18 protein-coding genes are annotated in these 19,743 nt (G+C 72.1%); 5 read left to right on the top strand and 13 right to left on the bottom strand.

Annotated features, from left to right (window positions below; genetic code table 11):
- Positions 1-26: 26 nt before the first annotated feature.
- Positions 27-1,517, bottom strand: coding sequence for a hypothetical protein (locus ACFYYT_RS07570; protein ID WP_385322475.1), 1,491 nt, complete (start codon positions 1,515-1,517; stop codon positions 27-29).
- Between the two features lie 408 nt (positions 1,518-1,925).
- Between ACFYYT_RS07570 and ACFYYT_RS07565 the strand changes: the two genes are divergently transcribed.
- Entirely contained in the window at positions 1,926-2,594 is a 669-nt protein-coding gene (locus tag ACFYYT_RS07565) for a bifunctional DNA primase/polymerase (protein ID WP_351818204.1), read from the top strand.
- Positions 2,595-2,695: 101 nt separating this feature from the next.
- Here the strand turns inward: ACFYYT_RS07565 and ftsY are convergent, their stop codons facing one another.
- Complete coding sequence (gene ftsY, locus ACFYYT_RS07560; RefSeq protein ID WP_351818201.1) at positions 2,696-3,910, bottom strand: signal recognition particle-docking protein FtsY; 1,215 nt, start codon at positions 3,908-3,910, stop codon at positions 2,696-2,698.
- A gap of 143 nt (positions 3,911-4,053) precedes the next feature.
- Here ftsY and ACFYYT_RS07555 point away from each other — a divergent pair, with 143 nt between their 5' ends.
- Both ACFYYT_RS07555 and ACFYYT_RS07550 read left to right on the top strand, forming a co-directional pair.
- Positions 4,054-5,493: a cytosine permease gene (locus tag ACFYYT_RS07555; protein WP_351818198.1), complete on the top strand. Its 1,440-nt coding sequence runs from the start codon at positions 4,054-4,056 to the stop codon at positions 5,491-5,493.
- Positions 5,494-5,556: 63 nt separating this feature from the next.
- Positions 5,557-6,543, top strand: coding sequence for an LLM class flavin-dependent oxidoreductase (locus tag ACFYYT_RS07550; protein ID WP_351818195.1), 987 nt, complete (start codon positions 5,557-5,559; stop codon positions 6,541-6,543).
- A 45-nt stretch (positions 6,544-6,588) separates the two neighbouring features.
- Here the strand turns inward: ACFYYT_RS07550 and ACFYYT_RS07545 are convergent, their stop codons facing one another.
- The 4 genes from ACFYYT_RS07545 to ACFYYT_RS07530 all read right to left on the bottom strand — a co-directional run bounded on the left by ACFYYT_RS07545 (position 6,589) and on the right by ACFYYT_RS07530 (position 12,978).
- Positions 6,589-8,022, bottom strand: a complete 1,434-nt coding sequence (locus ACFYYT_RS07545; protein WP_351818192.1) for a sugar porter family MFS transporter — start codon at positions 8,020-8,022, stop codon at positions 6,589-6,591.
- Positions 8,023-8,210: 188 nt separating this feature from the next.
- Positions 8,211-11,960 carry an AAA family ATPase gene (locus ACFYYT_RS07540; RefSeq protein ID WP_388607108.1) on the bottom strand — a complete coding sequence of 1,250 codons (3,750 nt, stop codon included), beginning with the start codon at positions 11,958-11,960 and terminating at the stop codon, positions 8,211-8,213.
- 171 nt (positions 11,961-12,131) lie between these two features.
- Positions 12,132-12,347: a hypothetical protein gene (locus tag ACFYYT_RS07535; protein WP_030227372.1), complete on the bottom strand. Its 216-nt coding sequence runs from the start codon at positions 12,345-12,347 to the stop codon at positions 12,132-12,134.
- Between the two features lie 349 nt (positions 12,348-12,696).
- On the bottom strand, positions 12,697-12,978 hold the full coding sequence (locus ACFYYT_RS07530; protein WP_351829733.1) for an acylphosphatase: 282 nt from the start codon (positions 12,976-12,978) through the stop codon (positions 12,697-12,699).
- A gap of 129 nt (positions 12,979-13,107) precedes the next feature.
- On the opposite strand from ACFYYT_RS07530, the gene ACFYYT_RS07525 reads away from it, so the two are divergent.
- A complete protein-coding gene (locus ACFYYT_RS07525; RefSeq protein ID WP_351829735.1) occupies positions 13,108-14,052 on the top strand; it encodes a CAP domain-containing protein in 945 nt (314 codons plus the stop codon).
- Here ACFYYT_RS07525 and ACFYYT_RS07520 read toward each other — a convergent pair.
- Positions 14,049-14,654, bottom strand: coding sequence for a flavodoxin family protein (locus tag ACFYYT_RS07520; protein WP_385323298.1), 606 nt, complete (start codon positions 14,652-14,654; stop codon positions 14,049-14,051). The two genes, ACFYYT_RS07525 and ACFYYT_RS07520, sit on opposite strands and share 4 nt — an antisense overlap.
- Positions 14,655-14,790: 136 nt before the next feature.
- Between ACFYYT_RS07520 and ACFYYT_RS07515 the strand changes: the two genes are divergently transcribed.
- Positions 14,791-15,195, top strand: coding sequence for a helix-turn-helix domain-containing protein (locus ACFYYT_RS07515; protein WP_351829738.1), 405 nt, complete (start codon positions 14,791-14,793; stop codon positions 15,193-15,195).
- Here the strand turns inward: ACFYYT_RS07515 and mutM are convergent.
- From mutM to coaD, 6 genes are all read right to left on the bottom strand, one after another.
- On the bottom strand, positions 15,168-16,037 hold the full coding sequence (gene mutM, locus ACFYYT_RS07510) for a bifunctional DNA-formamidopyrimidine glycosylase/DNA-(apurinic or apyrimidinic site) lyase (RefSeq protein ID WP_351829740.1): 870 nt from the start codon (positions 16,035-16,037) through the stop codon (positions 15,168-15,170). The two genes, ACFYYT_RS07515 and mutM, sit on opposite strands and share 28 nt — an antisense overlap.
- Before the next feature lie 135 nt (positions 16,038-16,172).
- On the bottom strand, positions 16,173-17,036 hold the full coding sequence (rnc, locus tag ACFYYT_RS07505) for a ribonuclease III (protein ID WP_351829742.1): 864 nt from the start codon (positions 17,034-17,036) through the stop codon (positions 16,173-16,175).
- A 19-nt stretch (positions 17,037-17,055) separates the two neighbouring features.
- Positions 17,056-17,229: a 50S ribosomal protein L32 gene (gene rpmF, locus ACFYYT_RS07500; protein ID WP_003965982.1), complete on the bottom strand. Its 174-nt coding sequence runs from the start codon at positions 17,227-17,229 to the stop codon at positions 17,056-17,058.
- A gap of 2 nt (positions 17,230-17,231) precedes the next feature.
- Positions 17,232-17,882 (bottom strand): DUF177 domain-containing protein, encoded by a 651-nt coding sequence (locus ACFYYT_RS07495; protein WP_351829770.1) that lies wholly within the window; start codon positions 17,880-17,882, stop codon positions 17,232-17,234.
- 142 nt (positions 17,883-18,024) lie between these two features.
- Positions 18,025-19,119 carry a cell division initiation protein gene (locus ACFYYT_RS07490; RefSeq protein ID WP_351829743.1) on the bottom strand — a complete coding sequence of 365 codons (1,095 nt, stop codon included), beginning with the start codon at positions 19,117-19,119 and terminating at the stop codon, positions 18,025-18,027.
- Positions 19,120-19,245: 126 nt separating this feature from the next.
- On the bottom strand, positions 19,246-19,725 hold the full coding sequence (coaD, locus tag ACFYYT_RS07485) for a pantetheine-phosphate adenylyltransferase (RefSeq protein ID WP_351829746.1): 480 nt from the start codon (positions 19,723-19,725) through the stop codon (positions 19,246-19,248).
- Between the last annotated feature and the right edge of the window lie 18 nt (positions 19,726-19,743).

The raw sequence follows: 19,743 nt of genomic DNA, 5'->3' as shown, positions 1-19,743 counted from the left end.
GAAGGCTCCTGGAGCCCCGGGGAGGGCTAGACCGCCTCGGCGGCCTCGGGAAGCCGGGAGGCGAGCAGGTCGGTGAGCCGGACCACCTCGGCGACGTCGCCGTATTCACGGGCGGCGCTGTCGACGGTCTTGCGGAGCCGGTTGTTCACCCGTTCGGAGCGCACCTTTCGCGCCACGTCGAGCGCCTGGTCCACGAGGACCGTGGCCTGCTCGGGTTCCCGCTGGAGGAGGTGGACGGTGGCCATGCCGATGAGGTTCAGGGCGTACGAGCGCTGATGTTCCTCGTCCTTGGAGAAGAGCTCGACGGCCCGCTGCATCACCGGCTCGGCGAGCGAGGCGTAGGTGGGGCTGCGCCCGGCCACGTAGGCCAGGTCGCGGTAGGAGTGGGAGTTCTCGCCGTTGAGCTCGGCCTCGGAGAAGAAGCGGATCCAGTCGGGCTCGGGCTCGCCGTCGAAGCCGATGTCGGAGAAGGTGTCCTCGGCCATCCGCACGGCCCGCTTGCAGCGGCTGGGCTGTCCCATGTTGGCGTAGGCGCGGGCCTCCATCGCATACAGCATGGCCTGGGTGCGCGGTCCGGCGCAGTCGCGGCTGCCGTACTGGGCGAGGTGGACGAGCTCCAGCGCGTCCTCGGGGCGCCCGAGGTGGATCATCTGGCGGCTCATGCTGGAGAGGATGTACGAACCGAGCGGTTTGTCGCCGCCCTCCTTCGCGGCGTGCAGCGCGAGGACGAAGTACTTCTGGGCGGTCGGGTGCAGGCCGATGTCGTAGCTCATCCAGCCGGCCAGCTCGGAGAGCTCCGCGGCGACCTTGAAGAGCCGCTTCATGACCGGGGCCGGGTGGTTCTCCTGGAGCAGGTCGGTGACCTCGTGCAGCTGCCCGACGACGGCCTTGCGGCGCAGTCCGCCGCCGCACTGGGCGTCCCACTGGCGGAACATCACCGTGGTGGCCTCCAGGAGGCCGAGCTCCGGTTCGGAGAGCCGGGGCGGCCGGTGTCCGGCGGCGCCCGCCGCAGCGCCCCCTTCCCGCGCTCCGGGGTCGGCGGCCGGGGCCGGGACGAGCCAGCGCTGCATGGGCTCGATGAGGGCGGGGCCGGCGGAGAGCGCGAGCGAGGTCCCGAGGAAGCCCCGGCGGGCCAGCATGAGGTCGCTGCGGGAGAACTCGCTGAGCAGTTCCACCGTCTGCGGGCCGGCCCACGGCAGGTCGACCCCGGAGACGGAGGGGGTCTGGTGGGCGGTGCGCAGGCCGAGCTGCTCGATGGCGACGACGGAGCCGAAGCGCTCGGAGAACAGCTCGGACAGGATGCGGGGCACGGGTTCGCGGGGCTGCTCGCCGTCGAGCCAGCGGCGCACCCGGGAGGTGTCGGTGCTGATGTGGTGGGCGCCCATCTGGCGGGCGCGACGGTTCACCTGGCGGGCGAGTTCGCCCTTGGACCAGCCGCTGCGGACGAACCACGAGGTCAGCTGATCGTTCCGGTCGGCGGCCTCGCCACTCGTTCCGCTTGCGCCGCTGCCGCTCACTGGAACGCCCCCATCCTGCATCGCCTCTTCACCACGAACCTTGGCCGGAGCGGGTGGCGCCGCCGGGGACCTTCACAGGTCCTTCACAAATTGCCTCCGGCATACCCACGGTCGGGTCCGCCCGACGGGTTCGTGCACCGAAAGTAATCCTACGATCACCCCTGCCGCGAGGTCGATTCCAGAAACGCCACCATTCGCCACCCCTTCGAATGAACTCGCCACCGGCCAGGCGCGATTCACTTGACACCGAGGCGAAACGGAACGGTTGGACGGGAGTGCGCACGGGGCGCGCGCGGCGAGGAGTGCGCCGGGCAGCCCCGGTGGAAGGGCGCACCGCACCCATCCGCCGACCGGTCCCGCCGACGTCGTAACCACCGGCGCGTCCGACCCGTTGGAGGGGGCATGGGCATGGGCTTCACGATCGGCGGCAGCCGCGGCACCAAGGAGTTCCGTTCCGGCGTCCGGCGCCGCGGCCGGACCTCGGAGTGCATGACGGTGGCGGAGTACACGGGGCTGTGGGGCTGGGCCGCGGTCCCCGGCGCCCGGGCCGCGGCCCCGGGCCGCGACTGCTCCTGCGGTCATACGAACTGCCCCGCGCCGGGGGCGCATCCGCTCGACTTCGCTCCCACCGTTCCCGGCGGCGCCACCCTGGACGAGGTCGCCGAGGTGTGGGGCGAGTACCCGGGCGCGGCGATCCTGCTCCCCGTCGGCCGCGCCTTCGACCTGATCGAGGTGTCCGAGGAGGCCGGCCGGCGGGCCCTGGTGCGGATGGAGCGCATGGGGCTGCCACTGGGCCCCGTGACGGTGACCCCGGACGGCCGCGCGCAGTTCTTCGTCGCCCCCGGGGCGGCCGCCGAGCTGCCGCGGCTGCTGTACCGGATGGGCTGGGACGACGCCGATCTGGACCTGCGCGCCCTGGGCGAGGGCTCTTTCCTGACCGCCCCGCCCTGCGACCACGCGGGCCTGGGCCCGGCCGGCTGGCTGCGCGGCCCCGCGCTGGACTGCGCCGGCGGCCCCCCGCAGGCCCGGCTGCTGCTGGGCACCCTGGCCTACATCTGTCACCGCTTCCGGGCGTGAGCCCCGCCCCCCGATCGCCAGTGCCCCCGCATCCGGCGCGGATGCGGGGGCACTGGTACGCGTAAGGGCGGCTGATCCCGGAGCCGGGCCTCAGTCGCCGGTCAGTCGCCGATGAGGGCGTCGACGAACGCCTCCGGCTCGAAGGGGGCCAGGTCGTCCGGGCCCTCGCCGAGGCCGATGAGCTTGACGGGAACGCCCAGCTCGCGCTGGACGGCGACGACGATGCCGCCCTTGGCGGTGCCGTCGAGCTTGGTCAGCACGATGCCGGTGATGTCGACGACCTCGGCGAAGACGCGCGCCTGGGTCAGGCCGTTCTGGCCGGTGGTGGCGTCGAGGACGAGCAGCACCTCGTCCAGCGGGCCGTGCTTCTCGACGACCCGCTTGACCTTGCCGAGCTCGTCCATGAGGCCGGTCTTGGTGTGCAGCCGGCCGGCGGTGTCGATGAGCACGACGTCCGCGCCCTCGGCGATGCCCTCCTTGACCGCGTCGAACGCGATGGAGGCGGGGTCGCCGCCCTCGGGGCCGCGCACGGTGCGCGCCCCGACCCGCTCGCCCCAGGTCTGGAGCTGGTCGGCGGCGGCGGCGCGGAAGGTGTCCGCGGCGCCGAGGACCACGCTGCGGCCGTCGGCGACGAGCACGCGGGCCAGCTTGCCGGTGGTGGTGGTCTTGCCGGTGCCGTTGACGCCGACGACCATCACGACGGCCGGGGTGTCGACGCCGCTCTCGGTCTTCACGGCGCGGTCGAAGTCGGTGCCGAGCAGGGTCAGCAGCTCCTCCTTCAGCAGCGCGCGCAGCTCGGCGGGGGACCGGGTGCCGAGCACCTTGACCCGCTCGCGGAGCCGGTCCACCAGCTCCTGGGTCGGCGCGACACCGACGTCGGCGATGAGGAGGGTCTCCTCGATCTCCTCCCAGGTGTCCTCGTCGAGGTGCTCGCGGGAGAGCAGCGTGAGCAGTCCCTTGCCGAGCGAGTTCTGGGACCGGGCGAGCCGGGCGCGCAGCCGGACCAGGCGGCCGGCGGTGGGCTCGGGCACCTCGATCTCGGGCGCCGCGACCACCGGGTCCTCGATGGCGACCGGCGATTCGGTGACCGGCTCCGCCTCCGGGAGTCCGACCTCCTCGATGGTGCGGCGCGGCTCTTGCGCCGTCTCTACGGCGTCCTCCCCCACCTGCGGTTCGGCAGGCGGGGCAGTGATGGTCGGCGTGCTCGGCGGCGCCGTGGGGGGCAGCTGCTTCTTCTTGCGGCTGCTGACCACGAGCCCGCTGATCGCGCCGACCGCGACCAGGGCGATGACTACAGCAAGGATCAGGATTTCCATAACCACCCCAGTATCGGCCACGGGCCGGCCCAGACCTCGGACCTTGGACGTTCCCACCAGGCCGTAAGCCTCTATTTGTTGTTTTAACGACAAATCTACGATGATGGACGACTTGCCCCCGCCCTCCCCCACCGGAGTACCGCATGCCTGCCGAAGAGACCTCCGTCGAGACCCGCGGCCTGGAGCCCGTTCCCGACGGGGAGCGCGGCGGCCGGGTCCGCGAGCTCGTCCCCACCTGGGTGGCCGCGAACATCAGCGTGCTGCTGCTCACCATGGGCGCGGGACTGGTGATCTTCAACAAGCTGAACATCTGGCAGGTGCTCGTCGTCGCGGTCGCCGCCCCCGTGGTCTCGTACGGGATGGTCGGCCTCATCTCCATCGCCGGCAAGCGCGGCGGGTCCCCCGGCATGGCGCTCTCGCGGGCCGTGTTCGGCCAGCGCGGCAACCTCTTCCCGGGCGCCCTGATCTGGGTGGCCCGCTGGGGCTGGGAGACGATCAACGCGGTCAGCGGCGCCTACGCCGTGCTGACCGTCCTCGATCTGCTCTTCGGCATCAAGAGCAGCACCCCCCTGATCGTCATCACCCTGCTCTTCTTCGTGGGCTGCACCTTCGTGGTCTCGGGGCTCGGCATCAACGCGCTGCGCGTCTGCTCGAAGTGGTCGACGTACCTGTTCGGCGCGTTCAGCGTGCTGGTGCTCGGCTACCTGCTCTTCACCACCGACTGGGCGGCCGTCTTCGGCAAGCCGGCCGGGTCGACGGCGATGATGGTCGCGGGCATCGGCACCATCGCGGCGGGCGGCATCAGCTGGGTGCCCTCCGGCCCGGACTTCACCCGCTACCTGCCCCGGACCGCCTCCTCCAAGGCCCTGGTCGGCGCGACGATCGGCGGCGCGGGCGTGGTCGTCCTGCCCATGGTCCTGATGGGCGCGGTCATGGCCGTCGGCACCCCCGACCTGGCCACCGCCCAGGACCCGGTCTCCTTCATCGGCGAGCTGCTGCCGACCTGGATCGCGGTGCCGTACCTGCTCATCGCCCTCATCGGCATGCTGCTGATCAACTCGATGTCCATGTACTCCGCCGGGTTCACCGCGCAGACCCTGGGCATCAAGGTCCCGCGCGCCTGGGCGGTCAGCGTCAACGCGGTCATCAGCCTGGTCTTCGGGTTCCTGCTGATGGTCGTCGCCACCAGCTTCTTCGGCTCCTTCATCTCCTTCCTGACCCTGCTGGCCGTGGCCTTCTCCGCCTGGATCGGCGTCTTCGGCGTGGACATGCTGCGCCGCACGTCCTACGACGGCGCCGCCCTGCTGGACACCACCCCGGGCAGCGCCTACTGGTACCGGGGCGGTTTCGCCTGGCAGGCGATGACGGCCTGGGGATCCGCCCTGGTGGCGGGTCTGCTGTTCACCAAGGTGGAGTGGTTCAGCGGGCCGCTCGCCTCCACCTGGATCGGCGAGAACGGCCTCGGCTGGGTGACCGGCATCCTCACCTCCGGCGTGCTGTACGCCGTACTGCCGCGCACCGCGGCCCCGGCCGGGAGCGGGGCCGCCGAGGAGCCCGAGCCGGCCGGAGCCCTGTCCAACTGACGCTTCGTCAGCTAGCGTCCCCCTTCGCCCGCCCACCCACCTCCGGCGAAGGGGGACTGCGCCATGCCCATCACCGTGGCCCGGTTCAATCTGGTCGACCCGAACGGCACTCCCGAGACCCTCTCCGCCCGCTACCGGGCGGCCCTGGAGATGGCGAAGTACGCGGACGACCGCGGGATCGACACCGTCCAGACCGAGGAGCACCACGGCGCCGCGAACAACTGGCTGCCCTCCCCCTTCGCCTTCGCGGGCGCAGTGTTCGGCGCCACCCGCCGGATCTCGGTCACCGTCTCGGCCATCATCGGCCCGCTCTACGACCCGCTCCGGGCCGCCGAGGACATCGCGGTCCTGGACCTGCTGAGCGGCGGCCGGCTGGTGACGGTGGCGGGCATCGGCTACCGGCCCGAGGAGTACGAGCAGCAGGGCGTGGAGTGGGGCCGGCGCGGCCGGCTCCAGGACGAGCTGCTGGAGACCCTGCTGAAGGCGTGGACCGGCGAACCGTTCACCTTCCGCGGCCGCACCGTACGGGTGACCCCGCGCCCCCTCACCCGGCCGCACCCGCTGCTGCTGGTCGGCGGGAGCTCCGAGGCCGCGGCCCGGCGCGCGGCCCGGCTCGGGCTGCCCTTCTTCCCCAGCGCCCACCTGCCGGAGCTGGAGGCCTACTACCGGGCGCGCCTGGCGGAGTACGGCACCGAGGGGTTCTGCATGATGCCCGCCGCCGAGACCCCGCTGCTGCACATCGCCGAGGACCCGGACCGGGTCTGGGCCGAGTACGGGGACCGGTTCCTGCACGAGGCCGGGATGTACGCCTCCTGGCAGTCCAAGGACATCCGCAGCGCCGTGCGGTCGGGCGCCCGTTCGGTGGCCGAGCTGCGCGCGGAGGGCGTCTACCGGGTCCTGACCCCGGACGAGGCGGTGGCGTACGCCCGGAGCGCGGGCGAGACGGGGAACCTGGTGCTGCACCCGCTGTGCGGGGGGATGCCCGTGGACGAGGGCTGGCGCAGCCTCCAGCTGCTGTGCGAACGGGTACTGCCCCGGCTCAAGGACTGAGCCGGGGCAGTGCCCGTGGAGGGGAGGGGTGGTGGCGGGGGATGGTTACCCCATCTCCTCCAACGCCTTGCCCTTGGTCTCCGGCACCCACTTGAGGATGAAGGGGATCGAGAGCACGGCGAAGACCGCGTAGATGACGTAGGCGCCGGAGAGGTTCCAGTCCGAAAGGCTCGGGAACGACACGGTGATGGCCCAGTTGGCGATCCACTGGGCGGCGGCGGCCACGCCGAGGGCGGCGGCGCGGATGCGGCCCGGGAACATCTCGCCGAGCAGCACCCAGACCACCACGCCCCACGAGAGGGCGAAGAAGAGGACGAAGCAGTTCGCCGCGATCAGGGCGACGAGCCCCTGGGCGTGCGGCAGGGCGATCTCGCCGCCGCTGGTGTCCTTGTAGGAGAAGGCCCAGGCGGCGAGCCCGAGGGAGACCGCCATGCCCGCGGAGCCGATGAGGGCCAGCGGCTTGCGGCCGATCCGGTCCACCAACAGCATCGCGATCACCGTACCGACGATGTTCACGACCGAGGTCTCGAAGGAGTACAGGAACGAGGAGCTCGGGTCGACGCCGACCGACTGCCACAGCGAGGAGCTGTAATAGAAGATCACGTTGATGCCGACGAGCTGCTGGAAGAGCGAGAGGCCGATGCCGGTCCACACGATCGGCAGGAAGCCGAAGCGGCCACCGAGGAGGTCCTTGAAGGTGGACTTCACCTCGGAGTGGATGGCGCTGTCGATCTCGCGGACCCGGGCGTCGGCGTCGATGCCGTCGCCCTCGACCTCGCGCAGCACCGTCTTGGCCTTCTCCATGCGGCCGACCGAGACGAGGAAGCGCGGGGACTCGGGGATGGCGAAGGACAGCAGGCCGTAGAGCGCGGCCGGGACGACCATGACGCCGAGCATCCACTGCCAGGCTTCCAGGCCGGCGATCTCGCCCCGCTGGTCACCGCCGGCGAGGTTGAGGATGCCCCAGTTGACCAGCTGCGAGACGGCGATGCCGATGACGATGGCGGCCTGCTGGAAGGAGGCGAGCCGGCCGCGGTAGGCGGCCGGCGAGACCTCGGCGATGTAGGCGGGGCCGATCACCGAGGCCATGCCGATGCCGATGCCGCCGACGACGCGCCACATGGCGAGGTCCCAGAGGGCGAACGGCAGGGCGGAGCCGATGGCGCTCGCGGTGAAGAGGACGGCCGCGATCTGCATGCAGCGGATACGGCCGATCCGGTCGGCGATGCGGCCGGCGGTGGCGGCGCCGACGGCGCAGCCGATGAGCGCGGCGGCGATCACCTGGGCAAGGGTGCCGGAGCCGACGTCGAACCGGTCCCGGATGGCCTCGACCGCTCCGTTGATGACGGAACTGTCGTATCCGAAGAGGAATCCGCCCATGGCTGCGGCGGCGGTGATGAAGATGACGTGCCCGAGGTGGTCGGGCTGCGGCGCGCTTCCGCCGCCGGGCGTCGGTGCCTTCGCTGTGCTGCTGGTCAAGGTGTGCTCCGTGGGGGGTTTCGTCCGTTCTCCTAGTGGCGCACAGGTCAAGATCGGGCACCACCGGAAGCCGGGAGACAGCGGAGCGAGCCTATTCGTTCATTTCATGAAGTCAAGGGTCCATGTGAAAGTCGTGTAAACCGCACACGGCGGCGGGTTGACTTCAGTTCTTGAAAGCAGAGGGGGGGTCAGCGCAGACGCTGGCTGATCACCTTCGAGACGCCGTCGCCCTGCATCGAGACTCCGTAGAGCGCGTCCGCGACCTCCATCGTCCGCTTCTGGTGCGTGATGACGATCAGCTGCGAACTCTCCTGGAGCTCCTCCATGATCCGGATCAGCCGCTGGAGGTTGGTGTCGTCCAGGGCCGCCTCGACCTCGTCCATCACGTAGAACGGACTGGGCCGCGCCTTGAAGATGGAGACCAGCAGCGCCACGGCCGTCAGCGACCGCTCGCCGCCCGAGAGCAGCGACAGCCGCTTGACCTTCTTGCCCGGCGGGCGGGCCTCCACGTCCACCCCGGTCGCCAGCATGTCGTCCGGATCGGTCAGCACCAGCCGCCCCTCGCCCCCGGGGAACAGCCGCGAGAACACCCCCTCGAACTCCCGGGCCGTGTCCCGGTAGGCCTGGGTGAACACCTCCTCGACCCGCCGGTCCACCTCCTTCACCACTTGAAGGAGATCGGCCCGCGTTTTACGCAGATCCTCCAGCTGTTCGCTGAGGAACTTGTGCCGCTCTTCGAGCGCCGCGAACTCCTCCAGCGCGAGCGGGTTGACCTTGCCGAGCTGCTGGTAGGCCCGCTCGGCCGCCTTCAGCCGCTTCTCCTGCTGGGCGCGGACGAAGGGGCCGGGCCGGTTGCGCGGATCCCCGGGATCCTCCGGAAGGACCTCGCCGTCGGCCGCCGGGGCCGGCGGAACCGGCTGGTCGGGCCCGTACTCCGCGACGAGCGCGGTCGGCTCCACGCCCAGCTCCTCCAGCGCCCGCGTCTCCAGCTGTTCGATCCGCAGCCGCTTCTCGGCGCCGAGCACCTCGCCGCGGTGCACCGAGTCGGTGAGCTTGTCGAGCTCGGCCTTCAGGTCCCGGCCCCGGCCGCGGGCCTCGCCGAGCTCCCGCTCGGAGCGTCCCTTGGCCTCTTCCGCCGCCGTGCGCTCCCGGTCCGCCCGGCCGATCGACACCTCCAGGTGCGCCAGCAGCTGCCGGGCGCCGTCGGCCACGGCCCGGCCCACCTCGGCCTCGTGGCGCAGCCGCCGGCGACGCCGCTCGGCGCGTGCCCGGGCCTCGCGCTCGGCCCGGGCCGCGCGGTCCAGGCCGTCCGCACGGCCGGCCAGTCCCTTGACTCGCTCCTCGTGGGTGCGCAGCTGGAGGCGGGCCTCCATCTCGGTCTGCCGCGCGTTCGCCCCGTCGGCCGCGAGGCGGTCCCGCGCGGAGGTGTCGGGCTCCCGCTCGGCCGGCATGTCCTCCACGGCCGCGAGCCGCTCCGCGCATTCCTCTACGTCGGCCCGCGCACGTTCCAGCGCCTCCCCGGCCTTGGCTGCGGCCTGGGCGGTGCGCTCCGCTTCGCCGAGGGCCCCCTTCGCCTGCCCGGCCAGCCGCCCGAGCTGCTGGGCGACCCCGGCCCTGGCCTGCTCGCCGGCCCGGCGCCGCTCGGCCAGCTCCTCGGCCAGGGCCGCCGCCGCGGCCCGCCGCTCCCGGGCCGCCTCCTCGGCCCCGGCCAGCTCCCGGCACTCGCCGTCGAGCCGTTCCAGTTCCGCCGCCGCCTCGTCCACGGCGGCCTGCACCTCGATCAGGCTGGGCGCACCGGCGGAGCCGCCGTGGGCGAGGTGAGCGCCGAGGACGTCGCCGTCGGCGGTCACCGCGACGAGCCCGGGGTGTGCGGCCACCACCGCCTCGGCCTCCTCCAGGGAGCCGACCACGACGTGGTCCCGCAGGACCCAGGCCACGGCCTCCCGTGCCTCGGCGTCCCCGGCCACCAGCCGGGCCGCCTCCACCCACGTCCCCCGCGCCCCGTCCGGCGCCACCGCGGCCACCCGTGCACCACCCCCGGGCAGCGGCCCCTCCCCGGAAACCGCTCCCTGACCCGGGGCCGGGCCCGGAGCGAACCCCGCAGCCGAGGCCTGAGCCCGGCCCGAATCCGGCGCCGGCCCCTCGCCCGGACCCGGCGTCTGGCCGGGAAGCGGCGTCCCGGGCCCGGCCGGGGCGGCGGGCTGGGGCGGGACCGCCGGGGGGCGGGGCGGGGTGATCAGGAAGGTGGCGCGGCCGGCGTCGGCTTCGCGCAGGTGCCGGATGGCGTCGGCCGCCGACCCCGGCGAGGCCACGGCCAGCGCGTCGGCGGCGGCCCCGAGCGCCGCCGCGACGGCGACCTCGTATCCCGCGACGACCGTGACCCGCTCCGCGGCCGGCCCCAGCACCCCGGCCAGCCGTTCGCGCGCGGCGAGCAGCGCCCCCGTTCCGTCCTTGCGCCGCAGCCCCAGCGCGAGCGCCTCCCGCCGGGCCGAAACCGCCGCCCGGGACCGCTCCGCCGAGGTCAGCGCCTCCCGGGCGGCGGCCAGGGCGGCCTCCGCCCCGGCCAGCCCGGCCCGCGCCTGCTCGTACTCCCCCTCCACCGAGGGGTCCTCCAGACCGCCGACCTCCTCGGCCAGCGTCTCGTACTCCTCCCGCGCGGCCTCCGCCCGCAGCCGCGCCTCGTCCCGGGCGGCCACCAGCCGGTCGATCTCGGCCTGTGCGGCGCCGGCCCGGGAGCGGGCGGCGCCCAGCCGCCCGGTCAGCCGGGCCAGCTCCTCGCGCCGGTCGGCGATGGCCCGCGCCGCGTCCCGCAGCCGGCGTTCCTCCTCGGCGAGGGCCCGCTCCAGCCCGGCCCGGTGCTCCGAGGTGTCCTCCAGCGCCCGCTCGGCGGCCTCCAGAGCGGCCGTCAGCTCCGCCTCCTGCTCCCGGATCCGCGCGGCCTCCCGCTCCAGGTCCTCGGGGTCGCGGCCGCGCCGCTCCTCCTCCACCGGCGCCGAGGCGCTCTTGACCCGCGCCGCCGCGAGCGATTGCGTCCCCCGCACCCGCTCGGCCAGCTGGGAGAGCTCGTACCAGGTCTGCTGGGCCCGCTGGAGCCGCGGTGCGAGGCGGCGTACCGAATCCTCCAGGCCGGCCTCGCGGTCCAGCGCCTCGGCGAGGGCCCGTTCGGCGGCCTCCTTGCGCTCCTTCAGCGCGGCCTCGTCGGCGACCTCCGCGTCGAGCGCACCGCGCAGCGCGACCAGGTCGTCGGCGAGCAGCCGCAGCCGCGCGTCGCGCAGGTCGGCCTGGATGACCGCGGCCCGCCGGGCGACGGCGGCCTGTCGTCCCAGCGGCTTGAGCTGGCGGCGCAGCTCGTCGCCCAGGTCCTGCACCCGCGCGAGATTGGCCTTCATCGCGTCGAGTTTGCGCAGCGCCTTCTCTTTGCGCTTGCGGTGCTTCAGCACCCCGGCGGCCTCTTCGATGAAGGCTCGGCGGCCCATCGGGTCCGCGTGCAGCACCGAGTCGAGCTGGCCCTGACCGACGATGACGTGCATCTCGCGGCCGATGCCGGAGTCGGAGAGCAGCTCCTGGATGTCGAGGAGCCGGCAGGTGTCCCCGTTGATCTGGTATTCGCTGCTGCCGCCGCGGAACATGATCCGCGTGATGGTGACCTCGGCGTACTCGATCGGCAGCGCGCCGTCGGAGTTGTCGATGGTCAGGGAGACCTCGGCCCGCCCCAGCGGGGGGCGGCCCGTGGTGCCGGCGAAGATGACGTCTTCCATCTTGCCGCCGCGCAGGGATTTGGCCCCCTGCTCCCCCATGACCCACGACAGCGCGTCCACCACGTTGGACTTGCCCGATCCGTTCGGGCCCACCACGCAGGTGATGCCCGGTTCGAAGCGCAGGGTGGTCGCGGAGGCAAAGGATTTGAAGCCGCGCAGGGTCAGGGACTTGAGGTGCACGCCGCCGGACTCTACCTTCCACCGTCGTTGTGGCGGCGCCCATCTGGCCGTACGCGGCTCGCGGCGGGGCCAAGGCGGTGAAAGAAAGAGGCGGTGAAAGAAAGAAGGGACGCCGAAGCGTCCCTTGCAGATCTTGCGTGGCTGGAGTCGAACGACGGGTAAGCGCGCGGATCAGGTGAGCGCAGGCTCCGCCTGGGGTACGTCGAGGTCAATGCTGTCCAGCAGCGAGTCTCCGTGCTGAGCGGCGGCCGCGTTCAGTGCGTCGTTCTCGGACTGGATCCGTCCGAGCTCGGACTCGAGGTCCTGGACGCGCTGCTGAAGCCGTCGCATCTCGGCGAGGAGTCGCGGATCGGAACCGCCGACGTAACCGAGAAGCGCCTTTGCCATGATGGATGGTCCTCCACACTGAGTGACCGACCGAAGCGGTGTGGGTCGTGAGGGAATCGCACCCGCGGATGTCCGGCAGCGACTGTCAGTCACTGCGCTTACTACTGCCAGCACTGCCAAACAGCTCAGGTGCGCGGGGCTTCCAGCGTCTCACCAAAAAGTTTGACGGTCAACACGATCACGCCCCGTATCGGCGGGCGGCCCGGCCCGCGAGGGTGGCGGAGAGATCAGCCTCGTCTCCGAGCCTTCCACGGATCGGGCCGCCGGGCAACGCGTCGGCGACGAATGCGCAGTTCCGACCGGGTGCGCACCGTCCGGAGATCCGATCAGACCATGATCGGTCGATCGGTCACCGAATCGCGAACCCGTCGTAACCACCGCGCGGTGTGCCCCATATCTCTGTCACACCGTCCACCCGTCCGGGCGTGTCGGCGGAGCGGAGCCAGTCGAGCAGCCGGTGGCAATTCTCACGTTGACCTTCGGCCACGACCTGTACTCGCCCGTCGTCGAGGTTGAGCGCGAAGCCGGCCACGCCGCCGATCTCCAGAGCGTTGGCCCTGGTGAACCAGCGGAAGCCCACTCCCTGTACCCGGCCGCGTACCCAGGCGGTCAGGCGGACATCTTCATTCATGCATGAACGCTAACCGGGCAAACACTTTTGGAGCACATCGCCCCCTATGGCTCATCGGCTACAGTCCCCCACCAATGACTCACCCGTTCGGGTGAGGAGCTCGATCTTGCCAGGAAAGGCACGCCGCCGATGGGACGCCACCGACTCCACACCACGCCGCGCCCCGGCGGCCGGCGCCGCACCGTCGTGCGGGGCGGCCTGCTCGGCGTGTCCGTGGCCGTGGCCCTCGGTACGGCGGCCGTGACCACCGGCTTCGTCCCGGTCGGCGGCTCCTTCCCCTACGTCGGCACGGACTCCGGCGGCGACGTACGGGCCGTGGCGAAGCCCTCCCCGAGCCCGGACGGGTCGGACGCCGAGCAGCAGGGCGGCCTGGCCAACCTGTCCGGCCGCGCCTCCTCCGTCCCCGACCCGGGAGCCGGGACGGGCATCCCCTCCGTCACCCCCTCGGCCCCGGCGTCCCCCCCGGCCTCCCCCTCGCCTTCGACGGCGCCCCCGGCCTCCGCCTCCCCCAAGGCACCGGCGGCCGCCCAGCCCGAGGTCAAGAAGCCCGAGCCGGCGGCGCCGGAGAAGAGCCCGGCCCCGGCGACCACGAAGCCCGCGGCCACGAAGCCCGCGGCCACGACCCCCGAGCCGGCCGCCCCCAAGCCCCCGGCCCCCGCGCCCGCCACCCCCTCCGCCACGAAGCCCGGCACCGGGAACTCCGCCGAGGAGACCGCCGTCCTCACCCTGGTGAACCAGGCGCGCGCGCAGGCGGGGTGCGTCCCGGTCCGGGCGAACCCGCCGCTGGCCGCGCTCGCCGGGGCCTTCAGCAAGGACATGGCCGTCCGGGGCTTCTTCGGCCACACCGACCCGGACGGGAACACCCCCTGGAAGCGGGCGGACAACGCCGGGATCGGCGGCCTCGGCGGCGAGAACATCGCCCGCGGGCAGGGTGACGCCGCGTCCGTGATGGACGCCTGGATGAAGAGCCCGGACCACAAGGCGAACATCCTCAATTGCGAATTCCGCACCCTCGGCGTCGGCGTCTACTTCGCCGACGGCGGCCCCTGGTGGACCCAGGACTTCGGCTTCTAGAGCGCGGCGGCCAGCGCGGCGCGGCCCGCCACGACCACGCGGGTGTGCTCGGCCACGCGGCGGCCGAGGTGCTCGGCGGTCGCGAGGTCGGCCTTGTGGACGCCCTCGGGGCCCTCGTCGGAGTTGGTCTGGGCGGCCGCGCCGGAGGAGAAGCCGAGGCGGTTGAGGTCGTACTCGCTGCCGGCGGTGGAGTTCCAGCCCGGCTTCAGGCCCAGGCTGACCCAGCTCATGCCGTGCTGGGAGGCGAGCATCTGGAAGAACTGCAGCGTGTTGAGCTTGTCGCCGGCCTTGGAGGCGGAGTTGGTGAAGCCCGCCGCCACCTTGTCCCGCCACGCGTCGCCGAACCAGCGCTTCGAGGTGGCCTCAGCGAAGACGTGGAAGGCGCCGGAGGCCGTGCCCATGTAGGTCGGGGAGCCGAAGATGATCGCGTCGGACGCGTCGAGCAGTTCCCATTCGGCTTCGGTGATCGCGTCGACCTTGATCAGGTGCACCGTCGCCCCGGCGGCGGCGGCGCCCGCCCGGACGGCCTCGGCGACGACGGCGGTGTGCCCGTAGCCGGAGTGGTAGGCGATGGAGACGACGGGGGCGGCGATGGTGGGCATGGCGGAACTCCTCAAGAGCGTTTCGGGTGCGCCGCGGTCCGCCGGGATGGAGGCGGTGCGACGAGAGAAAGAGAAGCACTAACTTTTGGAAAGCGCAAGCAGACAGTTAGCGCTGCCCGGGAGTACGCTGTCCGTCATGGAGACACCTGTCTGTACCGGGACCGACGCGGCCGGCCTGCCGTTCGACGTCTTCGCGCGCGCCTGCCCCTCCCGGGAAACCCTGGAGCACGTCACCGGACGCTGGGGCAGCCTCACCGTCGGCGCGCTGCGCGAGGGCCCCTGCCGCTTCAACGAGCTGCGCCGCCGCGTCGAGGGCGTCAGCGAGAAGATGCTCTCCCAGACCCTGCACGCCCTGGAGCGCGACGGCCTCGTGCACCGCGAGGCGCAGCCCACCAACCCGCCCCGTGTCGACTACGAGCTCACCCCGCTCGGCCGCGAGGTCGCCGACCGCCTGCTCTCCCTGATCCGCTTCGTGGAGGGCGGCATGGACGAGGTCCTCGCCGCCCGCAGGGTCTACGACGCCGCGCGCGGCGGCCGCTGACAGCGCGGGCAGAAGTAGCTCGACCGGTTCATCCAGGCCCGGCGCCGCATCGGCGTGCCGCAACGGCGGCAGGGCTCGCCCTCGCGCCCGTACGCGTCCAGGGACCGGTCGAAGTACCCGGACTCGCCGTTCACGTTCACGTAGAGGCTGTCGAAGCTGGTGCCGCCGACGGCCAGGGCGGCGCCCATGACCTCCCGCACGTGGGTCAGGAGTTCCGTGCTCCGGGGACGCGTGAGGGTGCCGGTGGGGCGCTCGTAGTGCAGCTTCGCACGCCACAGGGCTTCGTCGGCGTAGATGTTGCCGACCCCGCTGATCAGCGACTGGTCCAGCAGGGCCCGCTTGACGGTGGTGCGCTTCGCCCGCAGCGCGAGGTGGTAGGCCCCCTCGTCGAAGAGCGGGTCCATGGGGTCGCGGGCGATGTGCGCGATGGCGTCCGGCAGGCCCTCGGCGCTGCCGGGAACGGTCTCGTGCAGGGAGAGCCCGCCGAAGGTCCGCTGGTCGACGAAGCGCAGCTCGGTCCCGGCGGAGTCGGCGAAGCGGATCCGGATCCGCAGGTGCTTCTCGTCGGGGGCGCCGGCCGGCTGCACCAGCAGTTGCCCGCTCATCCCGAGGTGCCCGAGGACGGACAGGTCCCGGCCGTCCAGCGGCAGCCACAGGTACTTGCCGCGCCGCATCGGCACCCCGATGGTCCGGCCGGCCAGCCGGGCGGCGAAATCGGCCCCACCCGCCGGGTGGCGGCGTACGGCCCTGGGGTGGAGCACTTCCACCGCGGCGACGGTGCGCCCGGCCACCCATCGCTCCAAGCCGCGCCGCACCACTTCGACTTCGGGCAGCTCGGGCACGGTTTCTCCTCCGGGGTGACACGGATCCGGTCGCTGCCGCCGAGCCTACCGGCCCCGCTCCGGGCCCCGGAAACGGGTCCGCCCCGCCCCCTGCCGGAGCAGGGGGCGGGGCGGGGAAACGTCCCGAAGGAAGCGTCAGGCCTGCGGTGCGGGGTCGACGGGAGCCGGAGCCCCGCCGTCCTCGCTCCCGGCTTCGGCCTCGGCCGTGGCCGTGACCTCCGCCGAGGCGGCGGCGGCCGCGGCCGACGCCGCTGCCGCGATCCGCTCGTCCGCGGCGGCACGGATCCCGCGCCACGCGGACTCCGCCGCCTGCTGTTCCGCTTCCTTCTTGCTGCGGCCGGTGCCGGTGCCGTACGAGACACCACCGACGCGAGCGGCAGCTGTGAAGGTCTTCTCGTGGTCCGGTCCGGTCTCGGTGACCAGATATTCCGGTACGCCGAGGCCTTCGGCCGCCGTGAGCTCCTGGAGACTGGTCTTCCAGTCCAGGCCGGCCCCGAGGTTGGAGGACTTCTCGATGAGCGGGTCGAAGAGCCGGTGAACCAGCTCCGAGGCCGCGTCGAGGCCCTGATCGAGGTAGACCGCGCCGATCACCGCTTCAAGGGTGTCGGCGAGGATGGAGGCCTTGTCCCGGCCGCCCGTGCCCTCTTCGCCCCGGCCGAGCCGGATGAAGGAGCCGAGTTCGAGGCCACGCCCGACCTCCGCCAGTGCACGCGAGTTGACCACCGCGGCCCGCAACTTGGCCAGCTGGCCTTCGGGCAGGTCGGGGTGGGTGGTGTACAGCGTGTCCGTGACCACCAGGCCCAGCACGGAGTCCCCGAGGAACTCCAGCCGTTCGTTGGTGGGCAGACCGCCGTTCTCGTACGCGTACGAACGGTGGGTCAGTGCACGCACCAGAAGGGCGGACTCGAGTCGATACCCGAGCCGCCCTTCCAGAAGCGTGTGGGACGAGGCCGCGTTGTTACTGTCTGCCTGCTTCTCAGCGTTGGACAGCTCAGACATTGCGCCTCTCACCAGCCGCTCAGACCTCGAGGACCTGGCGCTTGTTGTAGGTGCCGCAGCTCGGGCACGCAATGTGCTGGAGCTTCGGCTCCTGGCAACGCTCACACGAAACCAGGGTGGGGACCGCAGCCTTCCACTGCGACCGGCGGTGGCGCGTGTTGCTGCGCGACATCTTCCGCTTCGGAACAGCCACGGCTACTTCTCCTGCTTCTCGGCGGCGCTCTGAACTCCGTCAGACGCAGTGCCGCTCATGTTGTCCTTCTCGTCGTCCTGATCGGTCACGACGAGTCCTTGCAGTGCCGCCCAACGGATGTCGACGGCGTCATGGTGGTGGTCCGGGTCGTCGTTCAGGCTGAGCCCGCAATCGGGGCACAGTCCGAGACAGTCCTCCCGGCACACCGGCTGCAGCGGCAGTGCGAGCACCACCACGTCGCGCAGCAGGGGTTCGAGGTCGAACAAGCCGTCCTCGAGAAAGAGCGTGTCCTCGTCGTCCTCGGCGTCGTCGGCCGGCTCCGCCTTGGAGCGGTTCCGGTCGTCGGCGTCAGGGTACGAGAACATCTCCTGGAAGTCCGCCTTGAGCTCGCGCTCGACGGCCTCCAGACACCTTACGCACTCCCCCACGGCCGATGCACGGGCGGTGCCTGTGACAAGCACCCCTTCCATGACCGACTCCAGGCGGAGCTTGAGCTTCAGCGGCGAGCCTTCCGGCACTCCGATGACTCCGGCCAGACCGAAGTCGGCCGGGGTCGAGATCTCGCTGGACAGCCGCTGCATGGCACCAGGACGCCGACCCAGCTCGTGCGTGTCGAACACGAGGGGGTTGCGGGGGTCGAGGCGGGTATTCAGGGCCGTTCCTGCTTTCACAGATCGCTGAAGATCAAAGTCCTGCCCCACAAGCGGACGACGCTTACGGGCAGCATGGATCGCGGTGCATACGCGCGACCGAAGAGCCAGGATACCCGGCGCTTCGCTCTGAGCCCAATCCGGGTCAGCGCCCCTGCTCGTACTGGCGCAGCTGATCCAGGTTGATCATGCTCGTGTCGAAGAAGCTGGTCTCGTCGAGCGCGGGCTGCTGCGGCTGCTGGTGCATCTGCTGCGTCTGCTGCGCCTGCTGAGGGGCCTGGGGCTGCTGGTAGGCGGCGTACGGATCCGGCTGCTGCTGGTAGGCCGCGTAGGCGTCGGGCTGCTGCTGGACCCCGTAGGGCTGGCCCGCGTACGGGTCCTGGTAGCCGTAGCCGTCCTGCTGGTGGACGGCCGGCTGCTGCGGATAGGCGTACCCGTCGTACTGCGGTGCGGGCTGCTGCGTCTGCGCGGAGATCTGTGCGGGGATCTGCGCGCGGACCGCTTCGGGGGCCGGCTCGGCGAGACCGGCCAGGAAGTCCGCGTCGCTCGACGGGCGGACCCCCGCGGCGCCGGCCGCGTCCTGGGCGGCCATGTGCGCCCCGAGGTCGTCGGTGGGGACCCGGCCGAGCAGCTTCTGGCGGCCCCGGCCGACGGCCTCCAGGGTCTTGGCGAGCACTGCCTCGAAGGTCGCCAGCTTGGTGTCCACGTACGCGTCCGCCTGCTGGCGCTGCACCTGCGGGTCGTGGCTGCGCTCGGGGGCGTCCGTGTCCGCGAAGCCCTGCTCGTCCAGGCCCGGGCCGCGGCCCAGGAGCTTCTCGCGGCCGCGGTCCACCGAGCCGATCGTCTTGCTGAGCACGACCTCGAAGTTGGCGAGCTTGCTGTCGACGTAGTCGTCCGCCTCGGCCCGGATCTCCGCGGCCTCCCGGCGCGCCTCGGCCAGGATCCGGTCGGCCTCGGCCTGCGAGCGGCGGGCGATCTCCGTGTCCGAGATCAGCGAGCCGCGCTGGGCGTGGGCGGACTCGATGATCCGCTCCGCCTCGCGCCGGGCCTCCTCGACCAGCTGCTCGCGCCCGCCGATCAGCTCACGGGCCTGGGCGAGCGAGCCGGGCAGGGCCTCGCGCACCTCCTGCAGCCGGTCGAGGAGCTCCGAGCGGTTGATCACGCAGGAAGCCGACATGGGCATGGACCGGGCGCCGCCGACGGCCGCGACGATCTCGTCGAGCTTCTTCTGTACGTCCATGGGGGCTCGCACTCTCTCTGCCTCGGACGGGTCCTGTGCCGGACGGGACCGCTGACGAGACGACTGTAGGGCCACCGGACGCGGGTGCGGCGCGGACCGGGTGAGCCCGGTCCGGCCGCCGCCGGGTCACTTCGCGCGCAGCCGCTCGGTCAGCGCCGCGTGCACGTGCGCGGGCAGCAGGTGGGCGACGTCGCCGCCCCAGGTCGCGACCTCCTTGACCAGGGAGGACGACAGGAAGCTGTACGTGGGGTTGGTCGGCACGAACAGCGTTTCGACGCCCGACAGTCCCATGTTCATCTGGGCCATCTGGAGTTCGTAGTCGAAGTCGCTGACGGCGCGCAGGCCCTTGACGATGGCGGGGATGTCCCGCTGCTTGCAGAAGTCCACGAGCAGTCCGTGGAAGGACTCGACCTCCACGTTGCCGTAGTCGGCGGTGGCCTCGCGGATCATCTCGATCCGCTCCTCGACCGTGAACAGGCCCTTCTTGGACTGGTTGATCATCACGGCGACGTGGACCACGTCGTAGAGCCGGGAGGCCCGGCCGATGATGTCGAGGTGCCCGTTGGTGATGGGGTCGAACGACCCCGGACAGACGGCGCGGCGCAACTGAATTCCCTCGCTCCC

This window comes from Streptomyces sp. NPDC002032 (genome assembly GCF_042890765.1).
Classification (GTDB): Bacteria; Actinomycetota; Actinomycetes; order Streptomycetales; family Streptomycetaceae; genus Streptomyces.
Note: the sequence above shows the minus strand (reverse complement) of the source record. Positions and strands in the feature narration are given on the sequence as shown.

Bases quoted from the DNA above. Each gene is read 5' to 3' on its own strand.
- ACFYYT_RS07565 (WP_351818204.1), top strand. From the start codon at position 1,926: ATGGGCTTCACGATCGGCGGCAGCCGCGGCACCAAGGAGTTCCGTTCC.
- ftsY (WP_351818201.1), bottom strand. From the start codon at position 3,910: ATGGAAATCCTGATCCTTGCTGTAGTCATCGCCCTGGTCGCGGTCGGC.
- ACFYYT_RS07555 (WP_351818198.1), top strand. From the start codon at position 4,054: ATGCCTGCCGAAGAGACCTCCGTCGAGACCCGCGGCCTGGAGCCCGTT.
- ACFYYT_RS07550 (WP_351818195.1), top strand. From the start codon at position 5,557: ATGCCCATCACCGTGGCCCGGTTCAATCTGGTCGACCCGAACGGCACT.
- ACFYYT_RS07535 (WP_030227372.1), bottom strand. From the start codon at position 12,347: ATGGCAAAGGCGCTTCTCGGTTACGTCGGCGGTTCCGATCCGCGACTC.
- ACFYYT_RS07530 (WP_351829733.1), bottom strand. From the start codon at position 12,978: ATGAATGAAGATGTCCGCCTGACCGCCTGGGTACGCGGCCGGGTACAG.
- ACFYYT_RS07525 (WP_351829735.1), top strand. From the start codon at position 13,108: ATGGGACGCCACCGACTCCACACCACGCCGCGCCCCGGCGGCCGGCGC.
- ACFYYT_RS07520 (WP_385323298.1), bottom strand. From the start codon at position 14,654: ATGCCCACCATCGCCGCCCCCGTCGTCTCCATCGCCTACCACTCCGGC.
- ACFYYT_RS07515 (WP_351829738.1), top strand. From the start codon at position 14,791: ATGGAGACACCTGTCTGTACCGGGACCGACGCGGCCGGCCTGCCGTTC.
- rnc (WP_351829742.1), bottom strand. From the start codon at position 17,036: ATGTCTGAGCTGTCCAACGCTGAGAAGCAGGCAGACAGTAACAACGCG.
- ACFYYT_RS07490 (WP_351829743.1), bottom strand. From the start codon at position 19,119: ATGGACGTACAGAAGAAGCTCGACGAGATCGTCGCGGCCGTCGGCGGC.